This window comes from Rummeliibacillus pycnus, from assembly GCF_002884495.1.
GTDB lineage: Bacteria > Bacillota > Bacilli > Bacillales_A > Planococcaceae > Rummeliibacillus > Rummeliibacillus pycnus.
In genome coordinates this window covers 1,612,442-1,625,633 of sequence record NZ_KZ614145.1, presented here as the reverse complement: position 1 = coordinate 1,625,633, position 13,192 = coordinate 1,612,442, and the positions used below count along the sequence as shown (strand labels likewise).

The 13,192-nt window shown below is 32.8% G+C and carries 16 protein-coding genes and 1 riboswitch; of the genes, 8 read left to right on the top strand and 8 right to left on the bottom strand.

The genetic code is table 11. From position 1 onward, the window contains the following. Window positions 1-69: 69 nt before the first annotated feature. The 4 genes from CEF14_RS08010 to msrB are packed head-to-tail and all read left to right on the top strand — an operon-like array spanning window position 70 to window position 2,425. Window positions 70-882: an SGNH/GDSL hydrolase family protein gene (locus tag CEF14_RS08010; protein ID WP_102692371.1), complete on the top strand. Its 813-nt coding sequence runs from the start codon at window positions 70-72 to the stop codon at window positions 880-882. Continuing rightward, on the top strand, window positions 875-1,456 hold the full coding sequence (locus CEF14_RS08005) for a YpmS family protein (protein WP_170061481.1): 582 nt from the start codon (window positions 875-877) through the stop codon (window positions 1,454-1,456). Before CEF14_RS08010 ends, CEF14_RS08005 begins: the two co-directional genes overlap by 8 nt. An 11-nt stretch (window positions 1,457-1,467) precedes the next feature. Beyond that, window positions 1,468-2,001, top strand: coding sequence for a peptide-methionine (S)-S-oxide reductase MsrA (gene msrA / locus CEF14_RS08000; protein WP_102692369.1), 534 nt, complete (start codon window positions 1,468-1,470; stop codon window positions 1,999-2,001). After that, window positions 1,994-2,425 carry a peptide-methionine (R)-S-oxide reductase MsrB gene (msrB, locus tag CEF14_RS07995; RefSeq protein ID WP_102692368.1) on the top strand — a complete coding sequence of 144 codons (432 nt, stop codon included), beginning with the start codon at window positions 1,994-1,996 and terminating at the stop codon, window positions 2,423-2,425. The genes msrA and msrB overlap by 8 nt, the downstream gene beginning before the upstream one ends. A 67-nt stretch (window positions 2,426-2,492) precedes the next feature. Here msrB and CEF14_RS07990 read toward each other — a convergent pair whose 3' ends face one another. The 3 genes from CEF14_RS07990 to CEF14_RS07980 form a co-directional block, all read right to left on the bottom strand. Continuing rightward, window positions 2,493-3,677 (bottom strand): aminotransferase class I/II-fold pyridoxal phosphate-dependent enzyme, encoded by a 1,185-nt coding sequence (locus CEF14_RS07990; protein ID WP_102692367.1) that lies wholly within the window; start codon window positions 3,675-3,677, stop codon window positions 2,493-2,495. Beyond that, complete coding sequence (locus CEF14_RS07985) at window positions 3,664-4,794, bottom strand: methionine biosynthesis PLP-dependent protein (protein ID WP_102692366.1); 1,131 nt, start codon at window positions 4,792-4,794, stop codon at window positions 3,664-3,666. Before CEF14_RS07985 ends, CEF14_RS07990 begins: the two co-directional genes overlap by 14 nt. A 69-nt stretch (window positions 4,795-4,863) precedes the next feature. Next, window positions 4,864-4,970: riboswitch (SAM riboswitch) on the bottom strand. A gap of 224 nt (window positions 4,971-5,194) precedes the next feature. Continuing rightward, on the bottom strand, window positions 5,195-6,025 hold the full coding sequence (locus CEF14_RS07980; RefSeq protein WP_170061480.1) for an SH3 domain-containing protein: 831 nt from the start codon (window positions 6,023-6,025) through the stop codon (window positions 5,195-5,197). Between the two features lie 335 nt (window positions 6,026-6,360). Between CEF14_RS07980 and CEF14_RS07975 the strand changes: the two genes are divergently transcribed. Both CEF14_RS07975 and deoD read left to right on the top strand, forming a co-directional pair. Next, complete coding sequence (locus CEF14_RS07975; RefSeq protein WP_407690448.1) at window positions 6,361-6,606, top strand: YozE family protein; 246 nt, start codon at window positions 6,361-6,363, stop codon at window positions 6,604-6,606. Between the two features lie 104 nt (window positions 6,607-6,710). Further along, the gene (gene deoD, locus CEF14_RS07970) at window positions 6,711-7,415 is read left to right on the top strand and encodes a purine-nucleoside phosphorylase (RefSeq protein WP_102692364.1); all 705 of its coding nucleotides are present in this window, start codon (window positions 6,711-6,713) and stop codon (window positions 7,413-7,415) included. Window positions 7,416-7,478: 63 nt separating this feature from the next. Here deoD and CEF14_RS07965 read toward each other — a convergent pair whose 3' ends face one another. From CEF14_RS07965 to CEF14_RS19465, 3 genes are read right to left on the bottom strand one after another with little or no spacing between them, the layout of a single operon-like run. Continuing rightward, window positions 7,479-8,018 (bottom strand): site-specific integrase, encoded by a 540-nt coding sequence (locus tag CEF14_RS07965; RefSeq protein ID WP_170061479.1) that lies wholly within the window; start codon window positions 8,016-8,018, stop codon window positions 7,479-7,481. After that, the gene (locus CEF14_RS18820) at window positions 7,973-8,212 is read right to left on the bottom strand and encodes a site-specific integrase (RefSeq protein ID WP_146013874.1); all 240 of its coding nucleotides are present in this window, start codon (window positions 8,210-8,212) and stop codon (window positions 7,973-7,975) included. The genes CEF14_RS07965 and CEF14_RS18820 overlap by 46 nt, the downstream gene beginning before the upstream one ends. 32 nt (window positions 8,213-8,244) lie before the next feature. After that, the gene (locus CEF14_RS19465; RefSeq protein ID WP_102694335.1) at window positions 8,245-8,373 is read right to left on the bottom strand and encodes a tyrosine-type recombinase/integrase; all 129 of its coding nucleotides are present in this window, start codon (window positions 8,371-8,373) and stop codon (window positions 8,245-8,247) included. Window positions 8,374-8,497: 124 nt separating this feature from the next. On the opposite strand from CEF14_RS19465, the gene CEF14_RS07955 reads away from it, so the two are divergent. Together CEF14_RS07955 and CEF14_RS07940 are read left to right on the top strand one after the other, a co-directional pair. Next, window positions 8,498-9,370, top strand: a complete 873-nt coding sequence (locus CEF14_RS07955) for an RHS repeat-associated core domain-containing protein (protein WP_102692362.1) — start codon at window positions 8,498-8,500, stop codon at window positions 9,368-9,370. A gap of 714 nt (window positions 9,371-10,084) precedes the next feature. Next, the gene (locus tag CEF14_RS07940; protein ID WP_102692359.1) at window positions 10,085-10,642 is read left to right on the top strand and encodes a hypothetical protein; all 558 of its coding nucleotides are present in this window, start codon (window positions 10,085-10,087) and stop codon (window positions 10,640-10,642) included. Window positions 10,643-10,995: 353 nt separating this feature from the next. On the opposite strand, the gene CEF14_RS07935 is transcribed toward CEF14_RS07940, so the two are convergent. Then, window positions 10,996-11,454: a VOC family protein gene (locus CEF14_RS07935; protein WP_102692358.1), complete on the bottom strand. Its 459-nt coding sequence runs from the start codon at window positions 11,452-11,454 to the stop codon at window positions 10,996-10,998. 317 nt (window positions 11,455-11,771) lie between these two features. Continuing rightward, a complete protein-coding gene (locus CEF14_RS07930; protein ID WP_102692357.1) occupies window positions 11,772-12,470 on the bottom strand; it encodes a class I SAM-dependent methyltransferase in 699 nt (232 codons plus the stop codon). Window positions 12,471-13,192: the final 722 nt, after the last annotated feature.

Genomic DNA, 13,192 nt, shown 5'->3' with positions numbered 1-13,192 from the left:
ATCCAAAAAATTATTCCCTGCTTTCTTTCATTTGAGCGACAAGTTCGACGTGAGAGGAAGAGTTTGAAAGTGAAAAAATGGGTAATACTGATGTTATCTGTGTTTTTGTTAGCTGCATGCGAAGTACCAGATACCATGAGTAATTCACAAAAAGAAAACAAAATAGCTGTTACAAAAATGATCCAACTAAAAGACATACAATATGTTGCATTAGGAGATTCTCTGACAGAAGGTGTTGGGGATGAGCTAGGACAACATGGGTATGTTGGGCGGATGCAAAAAGAGATGGAAACTTGGAAAGGTGTTAAATCAGTAACAGTCACAAATACAGCCAAAAGAGGAAGAAGAAGTGATCAATTAATTGATCAAATTCAATCTGGCAAACTTGATGACGCATTAGAACGAGCCGATATTATTTCTCTGACAATTGGTGGTAATGATTTGATGAAAATTGTACGTGCCAATATTACTGATCTTACAAAAGAAGTTTTTGACGATAAGAGACCAGCATTTCAACAAAGATATGAAACAATCATGCAGCTGATTCGAGAACGTAACCCTGATGCACCTATTATTCTGATAGGAATATACAATCCATTATCTATCTTTACAAAAGAAAAATCAGATATGAATACTATAATGAGAGAATGGAATTCTGATATTAGGGGATTTGCCAATCAAGATGCTCATGCTGTTTTTATAAATGTAGAAGATTTATTTGATTCTAATGATAATATGGTTTATCATACTGACTTTTTCCATCCAAATGCGAAAGGGTACGACCAAATGACAGCACGCATTATTAAAACATTACATGAAGTTGATCTAGGAAAACTATCACATGGTCAATTCGATTTTAAGGAGGAATCCACAAATGAATAAATGGAAAGTGGCCTTTCTACTTCTCATCACACTTGTGATAGTTGCAATAGTTTCAGCTGTATATTTTGTTACGAAACCAATGGCTGAAACGCCTAATCCCACTGTTCGTGAACTTCCAAATGGTAGTCATTTGGAAGTTCATACTACCCCAAAAGACTTTGAGAATATGGCCAATCGATTAATAGAAAGTTCTATGAAAACATCTAAAATTCCTGTGAAAATGTACGTTGGTCAAGAAGTTACATTACAAAGTACATTAACAGTTTTTGAAATGGACTTGCCTATAACGATGACGTTCGAGCCGATTATTGAAGATGGTAATTTACTATTGAAACAAAAAACGGTTGAAGTTGGTATGCTTGACATCCCCCCAAATACTGCACTTAAATTATTGAAGGATTCCGTTGATTTACCCTCTTGGATGGTTATTCAGCCAAAGGAAGAACAAATCTATCTAAATTTAACGAAAATGAATGTTCCAGTAGGTGAAAAACTTAAAGGGCATGTACAAGCAAAAGAATTCAATTTAAAGGAAAACCGCATTATACTAGATGTAATAATTCCTACAAAATAGGAGGTCTGAGTATGACAACAGCAAAAGCAACATTTGCAGGTGGATGTTTCTGGTGTATGGTAAAACCGTTTGATGAACAACCGGGTATTGAATCTATTATTTCGGGCTATACAGGGGGCTATGTAGAAAATCCAACTTATCAGCAAGTTTGTTCGGATTTAACAGGTCATTTAGAAGCAGTGCAAATTACTTTTGATCCAGAAGTTTATCCGTATGAAAAATTAGTTGAAACGTTTTGGACACTAATTGATCCAACAGATGCTGGTGGCCAATTCCATGATCGCGGTAGATCCTATATGACCGCTATTTTTTATCATGATGAAGAACAAAAAGGAATTGCTGAAGCTTCCAAAAAGGCACTAGAGGAATCCGGGAAATTTAATATGCCAATAGTTACGAAGATATTAGAAGCAAAGCCGTTTTATAAAGCAGAGCCATATCATCAATATTATTATAAGAAAAACCCAACGCATTATGAACTTTATTCAATCGGTTCAGGACGTGTTGCCTTTCAACAACAACATTGGGGGAATCATAATGGATAAAGAAAAAAGACTAAAAGAATTAACGCCTATGCAATTTCATGTAACTCAAGAAAATGGAACAGAGCCTCCATTTCGAAATGAATTTGATGAACATTTTGAAGATGGATTATATGTAGATATCGTTTCGGGTGAACCATTATTCTCATCAAAGGATAAGTACAATTCAGGGTGTGGCTGGCCAGCATTTACAAAGCCAGTAGAGGGTGCAGGAATTACTGAACATTTTGACACTAGTTTTGGTATGAGACGTACTGAAGTTCGAAGTGAAAATGCGAATTCACATTTAGGGCATGTATTCCCAGATGGTCCTCGAGATCAGGGAGGACTTCGTTATTGTATTAACTCTGCATCTTTGCGTTTTATTCCAAAAGACAAGCTTGTGGAAGAAGGATATGCAGAATACATTAAACTTTTCGAATCTTAGGGACTAAAAGTAGATATTATAAATAGAAGAAAAGCTGATGAACCTTTTTGGTCATCAGCTTTTTCTATTATTTCTGAATGATTACTTGTTTTTTGGCCTCTTGGAAGGCTTGTTCAAAATCAGCTATTAAGTCATCAACATTTTCAAGACCAACAGAGAAACGGAGAAGTCCCTCTGTAATTCCACGTTTATCACGTTCTTCTTTAGGAATTGCAGCATGACTCATCGTTACAGGGTAAGAAAGAATGGATTCGACACCACCAAGACTTACTGCGAATATTGGAATTTCTACATGTTCTACAAATACTTTTGTTAGTTCACGATTTGGTAATGTAAAGGATAATACAGCACCTGCGTTGGATGCTTGGCTCGCATGAATAGTATAACCAGGATGACTTGGTAAACCAGGGTAATAGACTTGTTCAACAAGTTCATGTTGATCGAGATAAGAGGCAATCCTCAATGCAGATTGTGATGATTGTGTTAAACGTGCTTTTAGTGTTTTAATTCCTTGGATTAATGAGAAGGAATCTTGAGCACCTAAAATTGCACCCATTGAATTTTGCATAAAGTAAATTTGTTTCCCTAATTCTTCATCTTTTGTTACTGCTAAACCAGCAATAATATCACTATGTCCACCCAAAAATTTTGTGGCACTATGGAGAACTACATCTACACCTAAATCTAAAGGACGTTGATATAGTGGTGTCATAAATGTGTTGTCAACAAAAGTAAGTAAATTATATTTTTTAGCAATTGACACGATTCCACGGAGATCTGTAATGCCTAGTAAAGGATTAGCGGGTGTTTCCGCGTACAAAATCTTTGTATTTGGTTGAATTGCAGCTTCAACTTCTTGTAAATTTGTAAAATTAGCAAATGTATGGGTAATCCCGTATTTTGTTAATACTTGGGTTACAAAACGATAGGTTCCACCGTAAACTTCACTTGTAATGACGATATGGTCTCCGGCATTTAAAGTTAGTAGAGCAGAAGAAATAGCAGCAATACCTGAAGAAAAGGCAAATCCTCTTGTCCCACCTTCTAATTCTGCAATTGTCTTTTCTAGTGCATCACGGGTGGGGTTACCGGAACGACTATAGTCATAAGGACCAAAAGAATCAAAATGCTCTTGATCAAATGTAGAAGAAAGATAAATAGGAACATTGACAGCACCTGTTTTTTGCTCATAATCACCTTTTGTAGAAGCTGTGATTAAGCTAGTTTCGATAGATTGTTTATTTTGCGTCATGAATCGTCACCTCTTGTTGGATAGTAGTAAAAACTTGTTTTAATTCTGCAATTAAATCTTCAGCTTCTTCAATACCAATTGAAAAGCGTAATAGCGAATGATCAACCCCACGCGCAATGCGTTCTTCTTCAGGAATATCAGCGTGAGTTTGCGTGGCAGGATAGGTGATAAAACTTTCCACACCTCCAAGACTTTCAGCAAATGCAATTAGTTTTAAGTTTTGCAGGAAAGGAGCCACCCATTCTGAACGTTGTAATCGGAAGGAAACCATTCCACCTAATCCAGCATATAAGACTTCTTTCACTAAAGGTTCTTGTTTTAAGTACGTAACGATTTTTTTTGCGTTTTCCGTATGCTGTTTCATCCGAACATGGAGCGTTTTTAAACCTCTTAATAGTAACCAGCTATCAATTGGAGCAAGAGTTGCACCCGATGCATTGTGGTTATAGAGTAGTTTTTCAGAAAGTTCTTCACCTTTTGAGACAACAAGACCAGCAAGTACATCATTATGTCCACCAATGTATTTAGTCGCACTATGAATGACAATATCAGCACCAAGTTCAATTGGGCGTTGGTAGTATGGGGTTAAAAATGTGTTATCAACAATCAATAGTACATTATGTTTTTTAGCCAAATCTGCATATTGAATTATATTAATCTCTTTCATTAATGGATTTGTAGGTGTTTCAATAAAGAGAGCCTTTGTATGATCATTAATTAGAGCTTCAATTTCATCAACTGAATGAAAAGGAGCGAAATGAGCCTTAATCCCATATTGTTGTTCATATTGATTTGCGAGACGATATGTACCACCATAAATATCATCCGTATAAATAATCTCATCACCAGTATTAAATAGGGAAAGTACTAATTGAATAGCCGCCATCCCACTACTACAGGCAAATCCAGCATCGCCACCTTCTAAATTGGCCACACCATCTTCTAATACTGAACGAGTTGGATTTTTGGTGCGTGTATAATCATAGCCTGTTGATTGTCCAAGCCCTGCATGTCTATATGCAGTTGAAAGGTAAATTGGCGTGTTAATAGCGCCTGTTTTCGAATCTGTATCAGTTCCGATCTGAGCTAAGCGTGTTGAAATGTGGTTTTCCGTCATATTCATCATCCTTTTCATAAAAAATAAAAGGCCCTCTAAGAAGAGGACCCATAAACACGAAAGTCAATCTTCTTATCTTCTAGACATACATCTACTGGAATTAGCACCTTACCATAATGTAATGGTGGTTGCTGAGATTTCACAGGGCCAAGTCCCTCCATCTCTCTGGATAAGAAATTAATTAAATTGTAGGAAAAATTCCAATTAATGAAATATTAACACTTTGAATAATGCTATGCAATAGAAGAATTAAAATATTCAGAAAAGGATGTGCCTGAATCTCTCTATAAATGATGGGAGATAAGGATGAAGAGTCTTATAAAAAAGGACCACCTGTAAATTTGAGGTAGTCCGGTTTAATAAAAAATAAAGGTGAGGAAAGAATCCTCACCTTTATTTTTTATTTTGTTGTTACTTTTGTTAATTCAAAAATTGTTTTATTATTTTTAATAGTTTTTATAGCACCAGCATTTGGAGCGTAGTAAGTGATAGAACCGTCAGCAGCTTTTACACCAACGACTGTGTTATATGTGCCAGCCTTCACTGTCATTTTGTTTAGGATATAAACAATTTTGCTGTTTTTTGTACCGGCTTTAAATACTTGTCCTTTTGTAAAAGGATATACAATTTGACGGACTGTGCCAGTTTTTGTAAATTTGTAATCTAAACCTTGTGCAGATTCACGTACTAAAATAGTTTGAACTTTGTCAGTACCTGTTTTTTTGTACCAATAAGTCCAACCAGTTGAATTACGTTTGTTTGTAGAATACATTTTGCCGTTCTTACCATTTTCAACATAGTAGTAAGTATTTGTTGTTACAGGACGATATGTTGTTTTTTTACTTGTTGAAGTACTTTTTGAAGTTGTAGTAGTTTTTTTAGTAGCTACTGTTTTTTTGCTTGTACTTTTAGATGAAGTAGTTTGTTTTTGAGTTGTGCTTTTTCCAGCTTTTTTTGCAAATGTTAAATAAGATGCATACACATAAGCTGTTTTTTTGTTGAATTTAATTTTTGCCCAGCCAGTTTTTGACTTGCTGTAAACGATAACAGTGTCACCTTTCCAAAGAGTTCCAACTTTTTTACCATTCACAGATGGTTGTGAGCGAACATATACGCTATTCGCTACTTTAGCGTTCATTGTTTTTGTTGTTGCTGCGTCACTGTTTGCTGTAAAAGTAATTAAAGTAGCAAACATGACCATGAAAGATAGTAAAGTTTTTACTATTTTCATTTGAATCATCTCCTCATTGAAATACTACCTAAAAAGGATAGTGATGCGCTGATTTCATGTGTTAGTTCGTATTTGTTTCGCATCCGAGTAATAGAACGAAGAGATGATAAGAAGGTTTCCATTTTAATGAAAAAAACTAGGGTTTTTTAGGGGATTTTTTAGAGAAATTAAAAGTGAGGTTGACATCTTCATTTAATTCTTTATGGATTATTGTTTTTAGAAGAAAGATAATACCTCTCGTGATATAATCGTATAAATTGGAAGAAGTTCTTATTATTTTAATGAAATATAGGACAAAATAATTGTGCTTTTTTAACATTTGGATATTAATATATATGAAACAAAAGGTAGGAAACGATATGATACCATCATTTTATCAGTTTGTATTAACTTTCAGAGGTGGAAAGAATGATCCTAAAGCAGACTTTGCAGAAGCAACTTTCCATGACCATGGTTTTCCAAAACAGGCTGAGGATTTTCAAACGCTCTCAAGATATATAGAAGAAAAGGCAGAACATGAAATGAGCGCGGTTGTTTTTGATGAACTTTGGCAACTATATGAAGAGAAATATTTAGAATAATATTTGTCAGATGTCAGACGTTCTTGTTACAATAAGAAAAGTATTATGAGTAAATAACATGAATACGAAATGAAATTTTACGTGAAATGAAAAGGAGAATAACTATGAGCATCCACATTAACGCAAAAAAAGGCGATATTGCTGAAATCGTTTTATTACCAGGAGATCCTTTACGTGCAAAATATATTGCAGAAACTTTTTTAGAAGATGTAACACAATATAACGAAGTACGAAATATGTTTGGTTATACGGGTACATATAAAGGAAAGCGTATCTCTGTTCAAGGAACAGGTATGGGTGTACCATCAATTGCGATCTACACTACTGAGTTAATGCAAGAATACGGTTGTCAAAAGCTAATTCGTGTAGGAACATGTGGCGCCCTTAAACGTGATGTAAAAGTTCGTGATGTCATTCTTGCACAATCAGCAACAACTGATTCTAAAATGAATGAAATCATCTTTAAAGGTATTGACTATGCACCAACAGCTGATTTCGACTTATTATTGAAAGCATACAAAGCAGGCGAAGCAGCTGGTCTGAACTTACGAGTAGGTAATATCTACACTGCTGACTTATTCTATGGTGAAGATAATCAAAATGAAAAATTAGCTGAATACGGAGTACTAGCAGTTGAAATGGAATCTGCAGCATTATACACTTTAGCAGCTAAATTCAATCGTCAAGCCCTATCTGTATTAACAGTATCTGACCACCTATTAACTGGTGAAGCAACAACTTCTGAAGAACGTCAAACTACTTTCAATGATATGATTGTTGTAGCACTTGAAGCTGCTATTCAAGAGTAAACGTATCAAGGGTTTGTAGCCTGGTAAAATTTTACGGGTGACCATTGGTGACCAAATGTACTTTTAAAGGTTACTAAATAGGTCACTCGCTTTTTGTTTTTGTGACATATCTATATGAGAATAAGTATCTAATGTTTCTCGAATATTTGCATGACCAAGTTGTTCTTGAATGACCTTAATATTCACATTTTTGGATAGCATATAACTAGCAAATGTGTGTCTTAAGCCATGAAATGTGATATAAGGTAAGTTATATTTTTTTACAATATCTCGCCACTGAATAGACATTCTGTCAGGGTGATTTGGAAAGCCACTATCTTTTGAAAAAACTAAATAAATGGGTTTATTATTCTTCGTGTAGATTGGATTGAACTTTTCTCCTAATTTCCCCAACTTACTTTTCTTCTTCTCAACATAATCTTTTAACTCACTCATTAAATTTTGAGGAGCATACACCACACGACTTTCCCCAGTTTTCGTTGTATCCAAAAAGAATTGTTTGCTAGTTTTATCATATTGTAAGGTCTTATCAACGTAGATTGAGTTGTTTTGAAAATCTAGTGAAATCGTAAGCCTGCTATTTCTGCCAGCCTTAATCCGCAAAACATTGCAATTTTTATATGTAATTGATGTTTAATGTGGAGATTAGGAATTACTGATAATAGTAGCTTAATTTGTTCCTCTGTATAGTAGTTAATACGTCGCGTTTTCGTACGTTTTGGTTTAGTGGCCTTAGCACAAGGGTTAACCTCGATATATCCCCATCCTATAGCTTTATTGAAGATTGTATTAAGCATTACAAACTTCTCATAAATAGAGCCGGCTTTCATTATTTTTGTTCGACACTAAATAAGTTTATTTGTGTTGATGTAATTTTATGCATTTTCATCATACCAAAAAAATCAAGTAACCCATTATTTAAATAATTCTCGTAAGTGTTACGTGATTTTACTTTTATACTAAACCCCTATGTTTTAACCCCAACCACCTAGAGCTTATAAGTAAAGGTTGTAAAACGTACATATAAGTTAAAGCCACTACTTTAATAGAAAATATACTTCTATAATAATGAAGTACTGGATATGGAAGTAGTAAAGAAAAATGGAGAAGTCACACAATATCGTTATTACGAATGGAATGGCTACACACCACTTGGTATGATTGTGAAAAAAAAAGACACAACAGGAAACTTCCAAACAAAAACGTACCAATTTATCACCAATTATCGTGGAGATGTATTAAGTATTCGCGATCAAGACGACCAAGAAATTGGTTATTATAGTTATGATTCCTATGGAAATGTATTATCTGTAGAAGGTGATGTCGCAAAAGACAACCCTATTCCATATGCAGGCTACTATTATGATGCGGAAACTAAGAACTATTATCTACAAGCTCGTTATTACAATCCAGAGAATGGTGCATTTTTAGCACTAGACCCACATCCAGGAGATGATAATGAGCCGTTATCTCAGAATGGGTATAGTTATGCAAGAAATAATCCCAATTCAATTATTGATCCTAATGGAGAAATTTGGTGGTTACTATGGCAAGGTTTCTATGGAGCCGCTGATAATTCCTATGGATATGTTTGGGATGTATTTAAAAAAAGCAACTATAAATTAAAAAAATTCAAAAGAAACTTGAATTATAAAAAGTTAACTACTCTTGCAATAACAGGTGCGTTAACAGGAATGTTAGGAGGAGCATTAGGTAGATATCTTGGGAAAGCAAGAGTTGGTGTTGTAAATAGGTTATTTGTTACATTTCAATGGGAGTTTAAATCCGAGTTAGCAAAACAATACTCACAAGATGGGGAAATTAATGTTTGGAGAGCATTATATGATGCTGGAAAAGGTACGATACAAGGTGAAGCTAGAGCATTAAAGCTCGTTTATCAGGCGTATATACGAGGAGGAAAGACACGAGCTATAAAAGTAGCAAGGAGGATTTAAAATGTGGGTACATTTAATATTTATTGTACTAATAATTTTATCATTTGGATGCACACTATGGCTTTTTAAATGGGATAGAAAGAGTGAAACAATTTATGCGGCAAATAGTACCTTATTAGCAATAATTAAACTATTTCCAAGGAAAGTCCAAAAAATAATGCTGATTATTTTATTTAGTTTAATAACAACATCCATAATTATTCTCTATTTAGTTTTTATAATGTATTGATGACAACTATCGTTAGCCTGTCGATATATCTGATAGAAATGTCATAAAGAATCAATTAATTATACTAATACCCTTTGGTTGAAAAACTAACTAAAGTAGTATATTTATGAAAATAAGAAAAGGATAGAGTAGGAGAAATAATATGCCTTACCTATCCTTTTTAATTTGCTTTGGGATAATTTGTGGATTTAAAATTAGGTTTGATGATTTATGCAACAGTAAGTGGAGTAGATTAATCGGTTCATTTTTAACTTATGGATAATTGAACACAATGAAAAAATTAAAGATCAAGATAATAGATACTTGTTACAGTATAATTTAGAAAAAAAGTCGCTAAAATCATTTTTACATAATAAAGTTTTACCAGAATTAAATTTGATTGAGACTGAAATACTGAAAAAAGATAAGGGATTTTTAGAAAAAGAAAATTCCAACCTTAAACCCATACTTCTAAAAATCGACGACATAAAAAAGGACTGTGAAAATTGGATAATACGATTAAACCTTTAGTTGAATTGAATATAGATAAATATAATATAAATCCTTCTTTCAGCCAATTGAGTAATATTATTCAAAATCAATTGATCGAAATAGAGAATTTTTTTCAAAAATACACAAAAGAACAAATTAAGCTTTCAGAACTACTTAAAAACCAAAAAATTAACCTTGCAAAAGTATGCATTTCTACAACTATTCCAAGAAGCTCTGTATATAATAGTCCTAACGTATTAAAAAAATATATAAACGAACGCATTAATGAAATTGAAAAAAATGATTTGTTTGATATAAAAAAAGCCCAAAAGAACAGTGAAGACTATGAGTTATTGAAAAAATATATAGAACATATAAAAATTCAAATAATTGAAACTGATATATTTGAGCTAAAGATTCAAGAACTTGAAAAAGAAATCAAAGATTTAAATCATATAAATAAACAGTATGCTTTTGAAAATGCGACATTACGAAATGAAAATGAAAATATCAAATTCCAATTAGTAAATAAAAAAAGTAACGTGATTAACTTTAATAATCACTCACAATAAATAATTTCCTCACCAAAATATTAGATAGCAACACCTTACTGAAAGTGTCACTTTTGATAAAAGGATCAATTAAAGCTTTACGACAATCCTCAATTTTTTTGGATAAAAATAAACATTGTGTTTTGAACAAAGATTGATCAAAATACAATGTTTTACCTGTATGTCGCTATCCATTTTTATAATAAAGATTGATTATTTAAAATGTAATCACTCAATGTTGGAGCAATTAAAAAGACGCCTTCTTGTTCAAGAAAAGCGCCCGATTGTTGTACAAGTTTTATCTTTAATATACTAGAAATCTCATTATTATCGTTTTCTCATGTCACATTAATTAAAAATCTGGTGCTTTGATTTCAAAATAGGTTTATTTTCTCCCACTCGCTTAAATACATACGTTTATTAATTCTATTTGGATTAGCAAGTTTGCAAATAAACTCTAGACTATTACCATCGGGGTCACTGAAATGAATTTTAGCATGAGCGTATCCTTCATGTGCCATTACAAATGGTTCTATTGGCTCAAAACCAAAGGCTTCCCGGGGTTCATATCCTTTACTTTTTAGCCAAGTAACTGACTTTTTCAAGCCCTCAAGAGATACTTGAAAAGCAATGTGTCTTATTGAAGGATGATACTCAAGTTCTACTTTATCTGTCTCCCACAACCCTATCCAACTTTTATTTTTTTCTATCCATAAAAACGCTATCTTCCCATCCATACTATGGTCAAACTCTAAACCAAGATCTTTATAAAATTCTATAGATCGTTTTAAATCACTTACTGGTAAATGAGCTTCGTATAATCCTTCAATCATTAAAAAAATTCCCCCCTATTAAATCTGCCTTTAATAAATAAATTATCGCAGAAAAGGCAATGGAAATATCTACAACTTTTGATGTAAATGGAATAATGATTATTTGTACTAAACTAACCCATAGTATAAGAGATTCTTCCTCAATAAAATGGCTCTTTAATGAAAATAAGCGCTGATCCTTGTTACAGAAAAGCGCCCGATTGTTGAAGATCGTTTTTCAACTAAAGTCACTGTAATTGAAGTATAGGAACGATTAAAAAATGCAGGTTTATTACATCAAATTGACTATATAAAGATACATTTTTATCTATCTAGAATTATATTTTTCTAAACAGACAAACAATAAAATCTTCGAGACCAAATTCATTTTGACTTAAATTATTGTGCTGCATATCACGTATCTCAATTTCTTGGAAATCCGAAAAAAGTATTTGTAATTTTTCTTTGGAATATCCTAAACCACCGTGTAAACTTCGATCCATATAATATTGTTTATCGGACAGCGATGATCCGCCGTACTTTCCATTTTCTTTGAATGCACTGATTGAAAAATAACCATTATTCTTTAAATATTTGTTGATAAATTGAATGTAGGATACTCTTCGATGAGGTGATAAGTGGTGAAAACAACCAGAATCATATATGTAATCAAACTTTTGTGATTCCAGCTTTAAATTAAAGATATTTTCACAAATAAATTGAATGTTTACATTTTGTACATCAGCTTGCTCCTTTGCCCAATCGATTGCTTGTTGTGATAAATCTACAGCGGTTACATTACAACCTTTTTGAGCTAGATAAATAGCGTTTCGCCCATTCCCGCAGCCAATTTCAAGTACGTTACGTGGCTTAATAGTTTCTTTTTCAATATATTTTACTAAATGTTCATCAGGTCTATCACAAAAGAATGGGACATTTCTTTCTTTATCTTTATAAAATGTATCCCAAAATTCTGTTGGCTCTCGTAACAAAGAATCTAGTAATTCATATAAATCCTCATTATTCTTTACTAACATCTAACACCCTCCTTATGTATTTAATTGTAATATAAAGGGAATTTTGTATTGTTACACTATGTTTAAAATAAGATTAAACACCTTAATTTACCATAGTGGAAAGTGCCTCAATAATGGTATTAAACACGTCTAGTATTCATCCTATCTGAATAAAATTATTAGGAGATAGTAACATATGGTAATCGATAAAAAATGCTTATAAAGCATTTAAAGAAGATTTACTTAAGGAAATAAAAATTATATTATTACATTTATTACAAATATTACATATGAAGAAGATTCACAAACCCTGTTAGGTAACGTTTTATAAAAGAATGTTATTCAACAATCTGGCCCGATTGTTGAATAAGAGCAAATACGATTCTTCAACTAATCAGCCCCTTTAGTTGAAGAAAGAATGAAAAAGGTTAACTTTGAATGTTACTTTAGCAAAAGTAGTGTTAAATAAACTTTCAATGTAATTACAAAAGAAACGAAAAGAGCCTAAACCCTTGAAATACATGAGTTTAGGTGCATTATCTTTAATAAAAATTATCAAGTTTACATATTACTACGGGATCAACTGGGGCATAATGATATTAAAACAACTTCCCTTTATACTAATATGGCAAATAAGGATAGTGAAAAAATCTTAAATAAAATGGATCAACATCGAAATAAACAGTAAATAATGAATATCTAAAGTTGTGAACTTCAATGGAATATTATGTATAATACATTAA